This window comes from Fictibacillus sp. 26RED30 (assembly GCF_015903845.1).
In the GTDB taxonomy this organism is placed as follows: domain Bacteria; phylum Bacillota; class Bacilli; order Bacillales; family Fictibacillaceae; genus Fictibacillus; species Fictibacillus phosphorivorans.
In genome coordinates this window covers 2194331-2211891 of record NZ_JACZDV010000001.1, presented here as the reverse complement: position 1 = coordinate 2211891, position 17561 = coordinate 2194331, and the positions used below count along the sequence as shown (strand labels likewise).

At 37.7% G+C, this 17561-nt stretch carries 17 protein-coding genes and 1 pseudogene; 10 read left to right on the top strand and 8 right to left on the bottom strand.

What is annotated here, in order from left to right:
- The first annotated feature begins 2 nt into the window (after window positions 1-2).
- From IHV11_RS11275 to IHV11_RS11260, 4 genes and pseudogenes are all read left to right on the top strand, one after another.
- Window positions 3-1040 (top strand): HAAS signaling domain-containing protein, encoded by a 1038-nt coding sequence (locus IHV11_RS11275; protein ID WP_197194667.1) that lies wholly within the window; start codon window positions 3-5, stop codon window positions 1038-1040.
- A 90-nt stretch (window positions 1041-1130) separates the two neighbouring features.
- Complete coding sequence (locus IHV11_RS21490; RefSeq protein WP_197194666.1) at window positions 1131-2039, top strand: GNAT family N-acetyltransferase; 909 nt, start codon at window positions 1131-1133, stop codon at window positions 2037-2039.
- A gap of 87 nt (window positions 2040-2126) precedes the next feature.
- Window positions 2127-3380, top strand: a complete 1254-nt coding sequence (locus tag IHV11_RS11265) for a dicarboxylate/amino acid:cation symporter (protein WP_197194665.1) — start codon at window positions 2127-2129, stop codon at window positions 3378-3380.
- A gap of 148 nt (window positions 3381-3528) precedes the next feature.
- Window positions 3529-4351, top strand: a pseudogene (locus tag IHV11_RS11260) (pentapeptide repeat-containing protein).
- Window positions 4352-4393: 42 nt separating this feature from the next.
- Here IHV11_RS11260 and IHV11_RS11255 read toward each other — a convergent pair.
- The 3 genes from IHV11_RS11255 to IHV11_RS11245 all read right to left on the bottom strand — a co-directional run bounded on the left by IHV11_RS11255 (window position 4394) and on the right by IHV11_RS11245 (window position 6876).
- Window positions 4394-5392: an inorganic phosphate transporter gene (locus IHV11_RS11255; RefSeq protein WP_197127387.1), complete on the bottom strand. Its 999-nt coding sequence runs from the start codon at window positions 5390-5392 to the stop codon at window positions 4394-4396.
- A 12-nt stretch (window positions 5393-5404) separates the two neighbouring features.
- The gene (locus IHV11_RS11250; RefSeq protein WP_153238795.1) at window positions 5405-6022 is read right to left on the bottom strand and encodes a DUF47 domain-containing protein; all 618 of its coding nucleotides are present in this window, start codon (window positions 6020-6022) and stop codon (window positions 5405-5407) included.
- A gap of 260 nt (window positions 6023-6282) precedes the next feature.
- Complete coding sequence (locus IHV11_RS11245; protein WP_197127388.1) at window positions 6283-6876, bottom strand: TetR/AcrR family transcriptional regulator; 594 nt, start codon at window positions 6874-6876, stop codon at window positions 6283-6285.
- A gap of 145 nt (window positions 6877-7021) precedes the next feature.
- On the opposite strand from IHV11_RS11245, the gene IHV11_RS11240 reads away from it, so the two are divergent.
- From IHV11_RS11240 to IHV11_RS11230, 3 genes are all read left to right on the top strand, one after another.
- Window positions 7022-7909 (top strand): ABC transporter ATP-binding protein, encoded by an 888-nt coding sequence (locus IHV11_RS11240; protein WP_197194664.1) that lies wholly within the window; start codon window positions 7022-7024, stop codon window positions 7907-7909.
- On the top strand, window positions 7906-8712 hold the full coding sequence (locus tag IHV11_RS11235) for an ABC transporter permease (protein ID WP_197194663.1): 807 nt from the start codon (window positions 7906-7908) through the stop codon (window positions 8710-8712). Before IHV11_RS11240 ends, IHV11_RS11235 begins: the two co-directional genes overlap by 4 nt.
- A gap of 199 nt (window positions 8713-8911) precedes the next feature.
- Window positions 8912-10780 (top strand): heavy metal translocating P-type ATPase, encoded by a 1869-nt coding sequence (locus IHV11_RS11230; RefSeq protein WP_197194662.1) that lies wholly within the window; start codon window positions 8912-8914, stop codon window positions 10778-10780.
- Window positions 10781-10824: 44 nt separating this feature from the next.
- Here IHV11_RS11230 and IHV11_RS11225 read toward each other — a convergent pair whose 3' ends face one another.
- From IHV11_RS11225 to IHV11_RS11210, 4 genes are all read right to left on the bottom strand, one after another.
- A complete protein-coding gene (locus IHV11_RS11225; RefSeq protein ID WP_197194661.1) occupies window positions 10825-11406 on the bottom strand; it encodes a YtxH domain-containing protein in 582 nt (193 codons plus the stop codon).
- 244 nt (window positions 11407-11650) lie between these two features.
- The gene (locus tag IHV11_RS11220; RefSeq protein ID WP_197127393.1) at window positions 11651-11839 is read right to left on the bottom strand and encodes a cold-shock protein; all 189 of its coding nucleotides are present in this window, start codon (window positions 11837-11839) and stop codon (window positions 11651-11653) included.
- 67 nt (window positions 11840-11906) lie between these two features.
- Window positions 11907-12860, bottom strand: coding sequence for a helix-turn-helix transcriptional regulator (locus IHV11_RS11215; RefSeq protein WP_197194660.1), 954 nt, complete (start codon window positions 12858-12860; stop codon window positions 11907-11909).
- 212 nt (window positions 12861-13072) lie between these two features.
- Complete coding sequence (locus IHV11_RS11210) at window positions 13073-13516, bottom strand: MarR family winged helix-turn-helix transcriptional regulator (protein ID WP_197127395.1); 444 nt, start codon at window positions 13514-13516, stop codon at window positions 13073-13075.
- Between the two features lie 226 nt (window positions 13517-13742).
- Here IHV11_RS11210 and IHV11_RS11205 point away from each other — a divergent pair, with 226 nt between their 5' ends.
- Window positions 13743-14585, top strand: a complete 843-nt coding sequence (locus tag IHV11_RS11205; protein ID WP_197194659.1) for a DegV family protein — start codon at window positions 13743-13745, stop codon at window positions 14583-14585.
- Between the two features lie 93 nt (window positions 14586-14678).
- Here the strand turns inward: IHV11_RS11205 and IHV11_RS11200 are convergent, their stop codons facing one another.
- Complete coding sequence (locus IHV11_RS11200; protein WP_197194658.1) at window positions 14679-15545, bottom strand: sulfite exporter TauE/SafE family protein; 867 nt, start codon at window positions 15543-15545, stop codon at window positions 14679-14681.
- A 242-nt stretch (window positions 15546-15787) separates the two neighbouring features.
- Between IHV11_RS11200 and gnd the strand changes: the two genes are divergently transcribed.
- Both gnd and IHV11_RS11190 read left to right on the top strand, forming a co-directional pair.
- Window positions 15788-16684: a phosphogluconate dehydrogenase (NAD(+)-dependent, decarboxylating) gene (gene gnd, locus IHV11_RS11195; protein WP_066392738.1), complete on the top strand. Its 897-nt coding sequence runs from the start codon at window positions 15788-15790 to the stop codon at window positions 16682-16684.
- A gap of 114 nt (window positions 16685-16798) precedes the next feature.
- Window positions 16799-17317: an acyl-CoA thioesterase gene (locus IHV11_RS11190; RefSeq protein WP_197194657.1), complete on the top strand. Its 519-nt coding sequence runs from the start codon at window positions 16799-16801 to the stop codon at window positions 17315-17317.
- Window positions 17318-17561 lie beyond the last annotated feature (244 nt).

The following is a 17561-nucleotide window of genomic DNA, read 5'->3' as shown; positions in this document are numbered from 1 at the left end:
AAATGAATTTGATTGAAACGTATATCAGTGAAGTGACACAAAGACTTCCCGAAAAAATAAGGGATGACATTGCGATGGAATTAAGGTCTACTATCGAAGATATGCTTCCAGATCAATACACAGACAAGGATGTTGAAGTGGTTCTAATGAAACTGGGAGATCCTGTAAAACTTGCAGACGAATACAATAATAAGCCTCGTTATCTCATAGGTCCTATGTTTTATGAAAGTTATATCAATGTCTTGATCGTAGCAGCGATCATTTCTGTTGTAATCAGCAGCCTTACGCTTTTTGTAAACGGTATGATCACGTTTGAGGGTGATAAATCTCTATTCACTGTAATGGCTTTTATCGGTCAACTTTGCTTGAAGATGCTCTTATCCAGCTTGAATGTTTTGTTTCAAGTTTTCTTCTGGGTAACGATTGTATTTATCATGTTAGAGCGATCAGGAGTTTCAAATGGTGATCTTTACACGAGAAAAAAGAAAACATGGTCTCCATCTGATCTATATCAACTTAAGAAAGTAGTTGCGAAAAGACAGATTCCAAAAGCGGAAGTTTTCTTTAGTTTGTTCTGGACAGCAATTTGGGCAATAATCCTATTTAAGTCGTCTGAAATGATCGGCTGGTATGAGCAAAGTGGAAAAGGATTAGAAGGACTTACGCTCAAAGCGCCACTATTTAATGAAGAAGTTTTGTTCACGTATGCTCCTTTTATAGTTTTGCTTATTCTTATTGAAGTGGGTCTTGCTATCTATAAATTTTTCATTGGAAGATGGACGAATCTGCTTGCTTCATTGAACTTAATCTATCATTTTATTTCGGTAGGATTACTTTGCTTTATGCTAACGGATGAAACTCTTTATAATAAGTCATTTACTCAAAAACTATATGACACCGTCCCGGATGTTCCGGCATTTTGGTTTGTATCCACAATAGCAACACTCATGGCTGTATTTTCCATCATTGATATTATTACGGGTTTCAATAAAGCAAATAAATCAAACGCTGTCATCGACCAATGGATGAAAAATGGATAAGAAAAAGGCTTCTAAAAAGAAGTCTTTTTATTTTTGAAATGGAACAATATGTTAAAATTTAATAGTAGAAAAATACGAAGGAGGAATAACGTGTTTACGATAGTAAAAGCAGATTCTTCAAAAGCGAAAGAAATCGCAATCTTCATTGCAAACGAAAACAGAATCACCTCTAACTATTGCGGTTATTGTGGTGAAGAAGAGCATGAAATTCTCCATTCACTAATTGAAGACGTTTCAGATGTTCCTTACAATGAATCCTTCGCATTGGCTTATGAGGAAGACCTCCTTGTAGGAGTGATCGGATTTGATGCAGATCTCGAGAACGGAAACGCAGAAATATGGGGACCTTTTATCCGGCATAGTGAGCACCAGCAAATTACTAAACAGCTTTGGGAGTTTTTACTTCAGCTCATTCCCAAAACGATTAACACGGTTCATTTCTTTATCTCTACAGAAAATACAAATCAGAGAGAGTTCCTACTACATAATGACTTTATGGATCAAGAAAGTAAACATACAATACTTACGGTCAATAAGGAATCCTTAATAGCCGCAGCTTCAGTAAAGAACATAAAAGAACTGACAGAAAATGATAAAGATGTTTTCAAAAATCTCCATGATACATATTTTCCTTCTACTTACTATAATTCACAACAGATCATTGAACGAATTAACGAGTTTCATAAAGTGTTTGTTTATGAGACTGAGAATGAGGTGGTCGGTTACATTTATGTGGAAATACAACCTGAGTTTGCAGAGGGTTCTATTGAATTTTTCGCTGTAGATGAAAAGCATCGAGGAAAAGGAATCGGCGTACAGCTATTAACGTATGCCGTCAAATGGATACTTAGTAATCCGCACATGAGACGTATTGATCTATGCGTAAACCATGATAATAAACAAGCGATTAACCTATACCAGAGAATCGGGTTTGTTATTCAAAAAGAACTATTTCATATTAAGAAGCAACTTTCAGCAGAAACATATTCTAGAAAATAGTACTATTTTTACTTCACCTCTATGAAAAATATTTTTTCCGTATAAAATAGATAGAGTGATTATGAATCTATTTAAGGGGAGAATGTTATGAAAAACACTTGGAAAGCCTATCGTTCACCGATTATATTGCTCCTCGCAATTATTGCCGGAAGCATCATCGGTTCGACGATGGGTAAGGACGCTGCAGTCCTTAAACCGTTCGGCGATCTGTTTCTAAACGTTATGTTCATGATTGTCGTTCCACTCGTTTTCTTTTCGATCTCATCGAGTGTAGCGAGTATGGCTGGAACTAAACGTTTTGGTAAGATTATCAGCTCTATGCTGATCGTCTTTTTATTCACAGGAACGGTTGCTGCTATCATCAGTATGGCTGGAATTAAAATCTTTCCGCCTTCAGAGGGTGTGAAGATCGACTTAGTGAAGCCTGATACAACGGGTGAGGAAGTATCGATTGGTGATCAGTTAGTTAGTACAGTCACTGTGCCAGATTTCGTAGATCTATTAAGTCGTGCCAATATGTTAGCACTAATCCTTTTTTCTGTGTTGTTAGGTCTTGCAACTTCAAAAGTAGGAGAAAAAGCAAAGCCGCTGGCGAACTTCCTTTCAGCGGGAAGTGAAGTTACCCTTCAGATGGTGAAATATGTGATGTATTATGCACCGATTGGTTTAGGAGCATACTTTGCTGCACTTGTAGGTGAATTCGGCCCAACGCTGCTCGGTTCATACTTTAAAGCAGTCTTATTCTACTATCCGTTCTCTATTCTTTATTTCTTTGGTTTCTTTACGCTATACGCGTTCATGGCTCATGGAAAGCTTGGTATTCGTGTGTTTTGGAAAAACATGCTTTCGCCATCTGTAACGAGTTTAGCAACGTGCAGTTCTGCTGCGAGTATTCCTGTTAACTTAGAAGCTACTAAGAAAATGGGAGTACCTGACGATATTAGTGAAACGACGATTCCGCTCGGTGCAACGCTGCATAAAGACGGATCTGTTATAGGTGGGGTATTAAAGATCACGTTCCTTTTTGGAATATTTGGAATGGACTTCTCCGGATTCAATACTTATCTTCTTGTTGGAGGAGTTGCTCTACTAGTCGGTATGGTAATGGGAGCGATCCCTCAAGGTGGACTGATAGCGGAGATGCTTATTCTATCTCTGTTCGGTTTTCCTCCTGAAGCTCTTCCAATAATTGCAGCGATCTCTGCCATTATTGATCCTCCAGCTACTTTATTGAACGCTACAGGTGATAATGTCGCAAGTATGATGACAGCGCGTTTAGTTGAAGGTAAGAACTGGCTGATTAAAAAGACAGGTTCGTTAACAGAACAAAAAGGCGCATAATCTATTTAAATCTCTAACTCATCCTATGTTGAGTTAGAGATTTTTTTATGGAAAAAATGTGTATCTACACATCCTCAAAACATATTGTAAATGTTACTCTTAATTTAACAAGAATTAACATGATTAGGTTGGAAAAGGAAGTGAACAAATGAATTCTTCATTACAAGCTGACTGTGCTCGTTGTTTTGGTCTTTGCTGTGTGGCTCTCCCTTACGCAAGATCTGCAGATTTTGCTTTTGATAAAGATGGAGGCACTCCTTGTAGGAACTTGCAAGACGATTTTCGTTGTGGAATTCACCAGCACTTAAGAGATAAAGGATTTAAAGGTTGTACGGTATATGAATGCTTTGGTGCGGGGCAAAAAGTCTCACAAAACACTTTTTCTGGAATGGATTGGGCGACTAATCCTAAGTTAGCGAAAGAGATGTTTGATGTCTTTCCCATCATGCAACAACTTCAAGAAATGTTGTATTACCTAACTGAGGCGGTGAACCTCAATGAAACTAGACCTATCCTCCATGAATTAAAAATGGCTATAGGTGAAATTGAAAAACTAACACAACTTAGAGCAGCGGAGATCAAACAGATTAACATATCAAACATCCGGATGAAGATAAAGAAGTTACTGATTCATACAAGTGAATTAGTAAGAGCGGAATTCATTCATAAAACATATAAAGTAACAGGTAAAAGAAGTGACCTAATAGGCGCTAAACTTCGAAAAGTAGATTTAGTTGGTGCAAATTTACAGGGTGCTCTTCTTATAGCGGCAGACTTAAAAAACGCGGACTTAAGAAAATCAGATCTAATAGGTGCTGATTTACGAGATGCTGATTTAAGTGGTGCAAACTTAAGAGGGAGTATATTTTTAACGCAAGCTCAGGTGAATTCAGCAAAAGGGAATGGATGATACAAAGCTACCTGTTTTGTTATCGCATGCCAATCATTGGATGACAGTAAAAGCAAAATAAAAAGAGCCTTCCGCTAACTAATAACGGAAGGCTTAAGTGTAACTAAAAGATTAAGTTTAATACGAGATAAGATAGAGCTGCTAATGTCGCAGAGATCGGAAGTGTGATGAACCAAGTGATGATCATTGTCTTAGCAGTTCCCCACTTAACCCCTTTTAAACGGTGAGACGCACCAACTCCTAGGATAGAAGAAGTGATAACGTGCGTTGTACTTACTGGTATACCTAAGAAAGATGCTCCAAAGATAACTGAAGCTCCCGTTAAATCAGCAGATACCCCGTTAACTGGACGAATCTTCATGATCTTTCCGCCAACCGTCTTAATAATTTTCCAGCCACCTACAGATGTACCAAGACCCATTGCAAGTGCACAGGAAATCTGTACCCAAAGCTGAATATCAGTGCTTTCCGTGTAGCCGTTCGCGATTAGTGCCATCGTGATGATACCCATCGCTTTTTGCGCATCATTCGTACCGTGGGAATAAGCTTGAAGCGCAGCAGTAGCTACCTGCACTTTACGAAAACCGTTATTTGTTTTCGTTAGGTTCGTATTTTTAAATATCATCTTAATAACGTTATAAAATATAAAACCAACAATAAATGCTAGAATCGGAGAAAGAAGTAAACCATAAATAATTTTTAGAAAACCAGAATAATGAAGTGCTTCAAAACCAGCAGCTGCAATCGCAGCACCAGCGATAGAACCGATAATCGCATGTGAAGATGAACTTGGAATTCCGTAGTACCAAGTAATTAAGTTCCAAGCGATTGCCGCAACAAGAGCAGCAAGGATAACAACTGACCCGTTTGGAAGTGTAAATGGGTCAACAATATCTTTTGTGATCGTTTTTGCAACACCAGTGAATGTCATGGCTCCGACAAAGTTCATGACAGCAGCTAGAATAATAGCTCTTCTTGGTGTCAACGCTTTTGTTGAAACAGATGTTGCAATCGCATTCGCCGTATCATGAAATCCATTGATAAAATCAAATGCAAGCGCACCGATTACAACAAGAATGGTAATGAGTAATACTGTATCCATACCAGCCACCCGTTACGCGTTTTTCATGATGATAGATTCTAAAGTATTTGCAACGTTCTGGCAGCTGTCGGCAATGCCTTCAAGCACTTCGTACATTTCTTTATACTTAATAACTTTGATCGGATCTGTTTGTGTTGAGAACAACTCACGCTGTGCTTCACGGTAAAGATCGTCACATTTTGATTCGTAATCTTTAATTTTGATAGCATGTTCACGCATATCAAGAAGTTTTTTCTCTGATAACAAATTAACAGTAAGCAGGATTTCTTCCGCACTCAATTTAATGTATTCTACAAATTTAACCATGTATTGATCTGGATTTGTGATTGCGTAAATATCAAACAATGCAGAAGATTGCTCGATACCATCTAAAATATCATCCATGCTCATGGCAAGTGATAAGATGTCTTCTCTTTCAATGGGTGTAATAAATACTTTGTTCAGTTCCATGATAACGGTATGAACATAAGAATCACCTTTAGATTCTAGTTCTTTTAAGTGGTCCGCAAACTCGCGAAGATCATTTTCGTTATTAATCTTAAAATCGTGGAAATAACCAGCAGAGTCCTTCAAGTTGCTTGCAATATCCGTTAGCATGACCATGAACTTGTCCTTTTTCTTTGTAAACATAGTACCCTCCAAAAGAAATGTCTTTTATCCTTTTTCTTTTACGTTTTTTATAGTGGTTATTTTTTTCTATTTTTTAACCACCCAACACATTATACAAAAAAATAAGAGTTTTTGTCGAAAAAGAATGAATTGTAATCAATTATTTACAAAAGATTAACAAGGTTAACCTATCTTTTTATAATTTACACACACAGAATTTACAATGTAAATGATTTGAAATGTTTTCTTTATATTCTTCTAACTCATCATCACGTAACGTATTATTTAGAATCTAGTGGGACAGAAAGCCCATAGAAGAACATTTGTAAAATATCTGTTGCTAGCTTTTTTCCATTCTCTCCGGTGATCATTGAGATAAGCATATCGTTATTGAAAAGTTGGATGTATACCATTATCGATTCTAAAGAAAGATCAGGATTGATCTCACCATTATTTTGAGCACTTCTAATCAGGTCAACTATTAAAGGAATTGCATACTTAGATTGAAATTCCGTTAAGTAAATTTTTAACTCCTCATCGTTTAGCATCATCTCTTGAATAACTTCTGGATGAATGTTCAGTACGTTATTCGTCTTTTGATGGATGCTTGCGGTCATTTTTTCTTTAAAAGAAAGATCCTTCTGAAATAGCTTCTTATGAAATTTGTATTCTTCTTCAACAAATTCTTTAATCACTTCACGAAACAAAGCTTCCTTGCTGCCGAAATGATTATAAATGGTTACTTGAGATACCCCAGCATGTTTTGCGAGATCTTCTATTTTTATTTCTTTAATTCCTTGTTTTTGAAAAAGCGAGAAAGCAGCTTGTTTAATATCTTTTTTCTTCTGTTCCTTACGACGTTCGTATCCGTTCAAATTTCTTCACCTCTTTACTAGGATAAAACATTTTTTGAAAAATAACAAATCACATATTTCAAAAAGTATTGCTAAGTACGACGAAAAAGGTTATGATTATTTTGAAATATAATAAGTTAAATATTTCAAAAAGGTGGGTGTGACGATGATTATCGTAAAGGGACTGTCAAAACGATTTACTGCAGAAAAAGGTTTGTTTGACCTGAACTTTGAAGTGCAAAAAGGTGAGGTGTTTGGATATATTGGTCCGAATGGAGCGGGCAAATCAACAACCATTCGTCACTTGATGGGTTTTATGAAACCAGATAGTGGGCATTCTTCAATCGATGGAATGGACTGTTGGAACAACGCTGCACGTATTCAAGAACAAACAGGATACCTGCCCGGAGAGATTGTTTTTTTAGAAGGGATGACAGGGCTTGGTTTTTTGTCACTCGTTCAAAAGATGCGAAAGCAAACCTCTACAAAACGGAGAGACGAATTAATTGAAAGATTTCAGTTAGATGTAAAAGCACCAATAAGGAAGATGTCTAAAGGGATGAAACAAAAAGTGGGAATCATAGCAGCGTTTATGCATGAACCTCAAGTTCTTATATTAGATGAACCTACATCGGGGCTAGATCCACTCATGCAGCGTGTTTTTATCGATCTTATCTTGGAAGAAAAACAAAATAACAAAACGATACTTATGTCATCACATAGTTTTCAAGAGATTGAGCGGACTTGTGATTCGGCAGGGATCATAAAAGACGGAAAATTAGTAGCGCTAGAAGATATGCATAGGTTACGTACGGTTCAACGACGTGTATTTGAAGTGAAAGTTAAGTCTGAAAATGATATGAACACCATTCTTCATTCCAATTTGGATACAGAAGTAAAAGGGGAAAGAACAGTTCATGTTACGGTTCAAGGGAATGATCAGGAATTTCTTCAGTTGTTAAGCGGCTGTGACGTTCAACATATCGATACACGGCCACAGGATTTAGAAGATATTTTTATGCATTATTATGACAGAAGGGAAGTGGCGAAATGAGCTTGCCTTTATTCCTTGCGATGATGAAAAGTCACGGAAAGCTGATTGCCGGGTTCATATACGGTGCTGCAGCTTATATTGTCCTGATCATTTGGATATATCCTTCTATTGCTGATATGAAAGGATTTAACGATATGATTGCAGCTCTGCCAGAAGGCATGCGAAAACTGATCGGTATGGAGAATGGCATAAATTCCCTATCAGACTATGTAGCGGGTGAATTTTACGGTATGTTGTTTTTGATCATATTGATGGTATATGTGATCTTGACTTCAACTCGGGTGATGGCACGCCTGATCGATCAAGGTTCAATGGCCTATATGCTCGCTACACCTAATTCAAGAGTTAAGGTTGCTATCACACAGGCAGCAGTATTGCTTACCGGACTTGCATTGATCGTAGGGTTTACAACGCTTAGTGGCATTGCAGCAAGTGAATGGTTGATTCAAGGGTATCAATTGGATATTCCTTCTTTTATTAGAATGAATGTACTGACCTTTCTTATCTTCTCAACGATTGCAGGTTATTGCTTTTTTATCTCATCGGTAAGTAATGATGAGAAAAAAGCGCTCGGAATTTCTGCTGGGATCACGCTTTTGTTTTATATGTTGAACATGGCAGGTAAACTAAGTGAGAAAACAGAATGGATGTTAAACTTTTCGATCTTTAAATGGTACGACCCGGTTAAGTTGATCAACAATGAAACGGACGCGATCTGGATCGGTTGTTCTCTAAGTATCTCAACATTTTTATTGTTCATGGTTAGTGTGATCGTGTTTAAGAATAGAAATCTTCCGTTATAAATATTCTAAATAGTTCGACTAATGTGTATAATATAAATAAACAAATTCACCAAAATGGAAATTCCACATACAATGTTAGTGCTAGGAACCGAATATTGGATAGTTTTCAGGCTGCTGTCGTAAAAGACGGCAGCATTTCTGCTTTTTAAGGGTACTTGAGGATGATAGTTATTATCAATACAGCAGGAGGGGAAGTCCAATGGAACTCTCTGCACGAACACAACTGTTAATGGCAACGACGTCTGGCATCTTCATATTAACGGCATGGATGATGGAAAAGTATTCAGAGTCTCCTTTTTATGTGCTCTTTTATCTGTTAGCTTTCATCGTAGGAGGCTATGCAAAAGCGGTTGAGGGGATTCAGGAAAGCATTAAAGAGCGACAATTGAATGTTGAACTTCTTATGATGTTTGCCGCAATTGGATCAGCTGCGATCGGCTATTGGGGAGAAGGCGCTGTTTTGATCTTGATCTTTGCTTATTCTGGTGCGCTAGAGATGTACACTTTACAAAAAAGTGATAAAGAAATCAAAGCATTGATTTCTTTGCAGCCGGAAGAAGCATGGCTTTTATTGGAGGAAAAGGAATATAGAGTGGAAGCTTCCTCCTTAGAACCTGGTAACCTTATAAAGGTTAAGCCAGGAGAACGGGTTCCTGCAGATGGAATTATCGTAAAAGGGAACTCTTTTATTAATGAATCCGCTCTAACAGGTGAGCCGCTTGCTCGAGAGGTCTACGCATCATCGGAAGTATTAGCAGGAACGTTGAATCAATCTGGATTATTAGAGATTTCTGTGACGAAACACATGAAAGACTCTGTGTTTCAAAGAATGATAGATTTAGTGAACAACGCTCAAAGTGATGCTCCGCCAGTGCAAAGGAAGATTGAAGAGTTTGAAACAAAATATGTTCTTTTCGTATTACTGGCAGCAGCCTTAACGTTTCTAGTGCCTGGATCGATTGGTATTTGGAGTTATTCCGAATCTTTATATCGAGCTTGTGTTCTACTAGTTGTTGCTTCTCCTTGTGCACTTGTAGCATCGACAATGCCAGCATTACTTGCTTCGTTATCTAACGCAGCGAAGAATGGGATTCTATTTAAAAGTGGTGTATTTTTGGAGAAGTTGAGTTTAGTGAACGTAATTGCTTTTGACAAAACAGGTACTTTAACAAAAGGCCGTCCCACTGTGAAACATGCTGAGTTTCTCCATTCTTCTTGGGCAAAAGAAGAGTTGATCTCAATCATTCATGGAATTGAAAGTAATAGCATACATCCTCTTGCAAAAGCTGTTAATGAACATCTTAAAATTCATCAAGAAATAAAACCTATAGAACTGAATGCGTTTGAGGATGTTCCAGGAATGGGTGTGAAAGCTCACATCCAAGATACTATATGGAAAATAGGCAATCGTGAGTGGACTGATATAACAGAAAAGCAAGAGTGTGAGCTGTTGATGAGGATAGAGGACAAAGGAGAAGAAACAGGACACACTGTTGTCTATGTAACAGCTGATGATCAGCTCGCAGCCTATTTTCTACTAGGAGATACTGTAAGGGAAGAGACCATTCAAGCGATAAAAGATCTACAAGAAAAACAAATTTTAACGATCATGCTAACTGGTGACTCTAAACGTGGAGCAGAAATGATCGGAAGAATCGCGAAGGTCGACGAAATAGGTTTTTCTTGCATGCCTGAAGATAAAGTTAAGACCGTGAAAAAATGGAAAGATAAAGAAGCGGTGGTAGCTATGATCGGTGATGGTGTGAACGATGCACCTGCTCTCGCTATAGCAGATGTTGGTGTAGCGATGGGAATGGGAAGCGATGCTGCCATTGAGACTGCAGATGTAATCCTCGTAAAAAATGATCTAAGCAAGCTGCTTTATGCCATGCAACTATCTGAACGTTTATCAAAAATTATTAAACAAAATATCATTTTTTCAATCAGTGTTATTTTATTTTTATTATGTGCGAATTATTTACAGTTCCTCACGTTGCCATTTGGCGTGATCGGGCATGAAGGAAGCACGATACTAGTGATTTTAAATGGGCTACGCTTATTAAAATAGCAACAGAAAAAAGCCGGACTTAACGTCGCGGCTTTTTATCTGAATTAAAAAGTATTATTGTTTATATCACTTTGTTTTTTTTCATAGCTAGAATCTGTTCCTGTCTTTTGCTGTGTATCAGTGGAAGAAAGGGTACGAGGCGTTACAACAGCTTTTGTTTGCGTGTTGGTTTGATAGTTGTCTTTTTCAGCCTCTTGTTTTGCTTCTTCTATCGCAGATTGTGTTTCACTTTTTACCTCAGTCGCCGTATTCTTCGCTTCCTGCAGCTTTTGACGAGCAGAAAGAGAAAGGTTTCCGGATTTTTCTTTTATAGATGCAACTGTATCTTTAGCATCCATCGTTCCAAGTTTTGCTTTTAGCATTGTTTCATCTTTCATCTGTTGCGTGCGTTCTTTCAATTTGATAGACGAATCACGAAGATCGTTTCTAAACTCATTTCCGTTTTTAGGAGCATATAATAATGCTGCAGCAGCCCCTACAAGACCTCCCACTACTAAACCTGTAGCAAAACCAGAAGCATTACTTTTCTTGCTAACGTTAGTATCAGCTGAATCTCGTGTTTGGAAATCGGAATGTGTAAAGACCGGTTCCGCAGTAGTCGTTGTTGTGTTTGTATGGTTAGGCATAGTATTGAATCCTCCTTTTAGTCTGTATAAAACCCTACCCGGAACCTATTGATGATAAACATGAAGCATGTAGGCGTGATGAATATTAATAGAACCAGTTTTATCGGTTAGGATGGCATGATGAAATGTAAATAGTATATTTACTCTACATACGGTTGATGGAGAATGATAACTCCAAAACGTTATATATTTGAATATAGAAAAAGCCGGGCAGCAATCACCCGGCCGATTTCTATTTATTTCATTAACTCTTTAATTCTGGAAGCATACGAATTTCTTCATTCATTGCTGATTTGCAAATGGGGCATTGCGGTTCTTTTTGCAAAGAATAGTCAGCGCGCATCCAGCATGAGCATCCATCACTCGTACATGCCCAAACCTTCGTTTCTACGTCTGGAATCGGCTCTGCAGGTTGTTTTGAAAAAAAAGCCATAGATATCCCCCTTTTCTGTTCTACTTATAGTATACGCCTAAAAGAGGAAAAATATGTATCAATTTGATTACATATTTAAAATAAGTTCATATTGAGCAGAGATTTCCCTTGCCCAGCGTGCATGAATCTCTTTAATTTCTCTAGGAGATTTTATTGAAATGTTCGTTTTCAATGGCCATAAATACTCGGCAGCTTTTTCAACATAAGTTGCCAAAATATCTCCTGTCAGACTGTATAAACCATCTTGTTTCATAGTAATAAATTGCTTAAGAAAAGGGTGAGACTCACAATAAGTTAATTCTTCTAGTAATAGATCTGCTTCGAGTCTAACATAGTTTCTTGGTGAGATTTGAGATGCCCAGTTATGAATAGTTACCTCAGTAAAATCTTTTACTTCTATTGGTTCATAATTTATTACAGCATGCTTGATATCTGATAGTTTAAAAACGTGATAATCCATGAGCGAGTAACAATATGCTGGACAGTACCATTCACCATTTTCACTATACAGCCCAATCAGTTGAATGTTGCTATACATTTTTTGTTCTTTCATCGTATATAGAATCGTGACAATCTTTTGTTTGATTGAAGCTTCAAGAATAATTGGCGCAACCTGACTTTTTGGAGGTAATGGTAGCTGCACCAAAAGTCGTTTTTGAATTTGTGTCCAATTGTCTTTAGCATCTTCTGGCATGAATTGATGCAGTTTATGTAGAATAGATTTACTTTGGGTTTGAAAAGGAAAACTTGATTCAGTGTATGCTTGCAAACTAAATAGAATAGAGGAAGCCTCCATTTCGGTAAATCCAATCGGAGGAAGAATACGATCGTTCTCGATGCGATATCCGCCGTGTGGTCCGAATTCAGATACGATTGGAAGGCCCATCTCGATAAGATTTAATAGATCACGTTGAATGGTTCTTGTAGATACTCCAAATTCATCAGCTAATTCCTTTAAGGTAAAATGCTTTTTAGAGTTTATGGAAAGCAGTAACCGTTCCAGTCTTTTTATTTTTGACATGTTAGACCCCTAATTGAAATATTCATATATTAAAACTTTTGTACTAGTCTTTGTATGTTATATCGTACAAATATGCTGAAATGTTAGAGTTTATCCAAATAAAGTAAGAATAAATTAAAAAACACGTTAATCCATTGGATAACGTGTTGATTTCGTAGTATGAAAGGTAGGAAAACTAATCTGCGGTCATTGTTATAAGCAGTTTTTTAATATTAGTTCTTTACTATTGAAGAAAGGCGTTCAATGCATTGAACCATATCCGCAAGCTGTTTATCAGTGAGCTGTGACATGTACTTGATCAGTACACCGTTTCTTTTTTCTTGAATTGCATGAAATGCCACTAAACCAGTTTCATTTAATTGCACATATACAATTCTTCGATCGAGGTCAGAGCGATAACGATCTACTAATCCTCTTTTAACGAGTCGATCGATGATAACGGTAGTAGCACTTGCACGTACTTTCATAGCGTCAGCAATCTCGGAAACCGTCCATTTTTCACGAGATGATAAAGTCTTTAATATTTGGAATTGAGTAGAAGTAATCTCTTCTTCTTCCCATATCTCAGGCTTTATCACGTCCATGATCTCATTAAACGCTTTCTCTATACGCTCTACTTCCATTAATACATTTCTACTATCTGCCACCACTTTCACAGTACTGCCTCCTTAGCTTACATTACTCCTATTTTAATATAAATTTCCGATAAGTTCCATTAAAGAGTAGTATAAAGTATCTAGTTTTCAATGTGTATCTCTGTGCTAGTATTTAAACTATTGAAATATAGGTTTAATTTAGAAATAAAAATATATTTCCTGTTAAAAGAGGAATTCACTTGTTACTATCTAATAAAAAATAGAGAGATAAAGGGGGATGTGCAAGATGGCACGTATTGCTTGGATTACAGATAGTACAAGCTGCATAACACAGGATGAAGCGAAAGAACTTGGCATTCATATTATTCCTGTATCTGTCATAATGGAAGATAAAATTTATAAAGACGGTGTAGATATTACCCCGGATGAATTTTATGCAAAACTTGAAAGTGTTTCTGAACTTCCAAAAACGAGCCAGCCAACAGTTGGAGAGTTCTCAGACTTTTATGAAGTTCTGAAACATAACTATGATTGTGGAATTGCCATACATGTTTCTGAAAAATTCAGCGGCACGATCAATGGTTCTAGACTTGGTGCGGAAATGGCAGATTTTCCAGTACATATTGTAGATTCAAAGATTTTATCTGAATCAATGAAACAACTTTTGTTAAAAGGAAAGAAACTTGAATCTGAAGGATTGGAAGCTCAGGAAATTGCTGCGATGCTGCGTGAAACAGCAGATCATGTAAAAGGCTATGTTTGCATCGGGAGTCTTGAGCAATTGAGAAAAGGTGGTCGATTATCTGGTGCAAGCTTCCTTGTTGGAAATCTTCTTCAGATCAAACCTATACTTACCTTTGACGATGGTTCACTCGTACCATTTGAAAAGATCAGAACGTTAAAAAAAGCAGAATCTCGCGTACTCGCTTTGTTTGATGAAGCGGCAGAAAATAAAGGTGCTTATGGTGTAAGTGTCGTATACAGCGGCTCCTCAGAAAAAGCTGAGGAATGGCTTCACCTGTTAAGAGAGAAGTATCCACACATTACATTCAATCTAGGGCAGCTGAGTCCTGCAATCGGCGTCCACGTTGGCGCAGGCACCCTCGGCCTCCTCTGGTTTGAAGAATAGGGGTCTGACCCCACACAATTACAAACAGGCAAAATGTCCATCCATGATGGACATTTTGCCTGTTTTATTATGATCTATACTGTACTGCTTTTCTTAAGCTTTTTTTCGAACTGCATAGATGATCAACATACTCCATAGAAGAAGTAGGGGCACCAAAGCTGAAATTTCTGTAAACAAATCTATAGAAAAAAATTCGTTCATAATCGTTCTTAAGTTCGTTACGATTATTAAACCACCAGCTAATACACCTAATAGCGCTGGCTTTAACTTTTGTACGAGCCACGCTGCGAAAGGAGCTGCAATGATCCCACCTAGCATCATCGCAACAACGACCTGCCAAAGCAAAGTTTCCCAACCGATAAACAAAAAGAAACCGATAGAAGCAGATAATGATACTGCGAATTCACTAAAATTTACTGAGCCGATCGCTTTATTAGGAGTAAGGTTTTTCTGTGTAAGCAGAATAGGAGTTGTTATCGGTCCCCATCCTCCGCCACCTGTTGCATCCATAAACCCAGCGATTAGCCCTAATGGACGATACATCATTTGCTTAGCACTGCTCTCTGTAGAATCTGTCTCTGCATCCACCTTTACTTTTATCAGTAAAAAGCGGAACAGAACATAAAAGCCAAGACCTAATAAAAATAACGAGATGTACGGTTTGATAAATGCAGAAGGAATGTAACTTAAAAAAGCAGCACCTAAGAATGCACCTATAGCGCCTGGGATGACGAGCTTTTTGACCGTTTTCATATCTACATTTCCGAATTTGAGGTGTGAGTAGCCTGAGACAGCAGATGTCACAACTTCTGATAAGTGAACAGAAGCAGAGGCTAAAGCGGGCGAGAACCCAACTACTAAGAGAAGAGTTGTAGAAGTAACTCCATAAGCCATGCCTAGAGAGCCATCTATGAGTTGAGCCATGAGACCAATCAAAGCCAGCATTACAATTTTTTTCATAAAAGGTCCTCCAACAATAATGATGCTATAGATTATGTGGACAAAATGAGAAAGGTTCAGGTCAAATGTTTATGATTTTATAATTTTTCTCTGTTATTTCATATAAAAAGAACTGAAATAATTGTTTTTTTGTTCATTTTTAGATACTCTAATAGACAGTGTTGCAAGTAGAGGTTAATCGCCTTTATTTTGTGGAATAATACAAAACAGTTATAAATACATAAATTGGAGTGATATGTACAATGGAAATCGGTTTAATCGGCCTTGGGAAAATGGGCTTCAATATGGCACTGAATATGAATGATAAAGGAAATACTGTTTTCGCTACAGATGTAAACAAAGATACAGTGAAAGAGATCTCAGCAGAAGGTGTTAAAGGTGTTGACTCGATCGAAGAGCTTGCTAATTCTTTTACAGGAAGAAAAGCGGTTATTCTTTTAGTTCCAGCTGGAGAGATCGTTGACCAAGTAATCGAACAACTGAAGCCACATTTAACAGAAGGCGATATTATCGTTGACGCTGGTAACTCCATGTACAAGCACACTCTTCGCCGCTATGAAGAACTAAAAGCATCAGGCATCCATCTTGTAGATGTTGGTACGAGTGGAGGAACTGATGGAGCGCGTTACGGTCTTTGTGCCATGATGGGTGGAGATGACGATGCTGTTAACTACCTTGCTCCTCTATACGAAAAAATTTGTGTAGAAAAAGGATTTATGATTACAGGGCGTGCAGGTTCTGGTCATTTCTTGAAGATGGTTCATAACGGAATCGAGTACGGTATGATGCAAGCAATCGGAGAAGGTTTTGAGATCTTAGATAAAAGTGATTTCGATTACGACTATGAAGCAGTTTCTAGAGTATGGAATAACGGATCAGTTATCCGTAGCTGGCTGATCGAACTGATGGAGAACGCATTCAGCAAACAGCCAAAACTTGAAGACATCCGCGGTGTGATGAATTCTTCAGGTGAAGGGATCTGGACAGTTGAAGCTGCTCTTGATTATCAAGCGTCAGCTCCAGTTATCGCACTATCTCAATTCATGCGTTTCCGTTCATTAGAAGACGACACGTTCCACGGTAAAGTCGTTGCGGCACTTCGTAACGAATTTGGTGGCCATGCAGTCGTGAAAAAATAATAAAATGCCTTAATAAAGACCTCATTGCTTATACGTTTAAGCAGAGGTCTTTCATTAATTTTTGGACATTCAACATATACTAGTGATGAAGAGATAAGAATAGGAGTTTTGATCATGGAAGAAAAATTTGTTCGTGAATCTCGAACAGTAAAATCCTCAGTAGTACTTCCACCGGATACAAATAATCATGGTACGTTATTCGGAGGGAAATTAATGGCTTACATCGATGATGTTGCAGCTATATCAGCGATCCGCCATGCACGAAAAAATGTGGTTACAGCTTCAACGGATTCGGTTGACTTTTTACAGCCGATAAAAGAAGGACATTCTGTTTGCTTAGAATCATTTGTGACGTGGACGAAAACAACTTCAATGGAAGTTTTCGTAAAAGTGATCTCAGAAAATTTATTGTCTGGAGAACGAAAAGTTTGCGCGGTTTCCTTTCTAACTTTCGTAGCATTAGATGAAGGTGGAAAACCAACCCCAGTGCCGAAAGTAATACCTGAAACAGAAGAAGAAAAATGGCTACATGAACATGCGCCAGAACGAGCAATTGCAAGGAAAAAGCGCAGAGAAGAAAGCAAGAAATTGGCCAAAGAGTTCGGAGTAAAAAAACCTTGGGATCCAATGTGAGTATAAAGATATATTTTTAGTGTTTTGCAGTTCATAAGATTCGCATTTTTAAAAGAAGATGCTATAATAAAATTACCTTTTTCCAGCCAGGGATACAGAACCCTGGCATTTATACTGTTAATTTGTTAAAGCCCCTGACCGTTTTCATCAATGAAATCGATCAGGGGCTTTTTTGTGTTTAGAGTGTGTAAACGAATCGTTAGTACATAACCAAGTCGTGTTGTGCAAATGCTAAGAAAAGTTT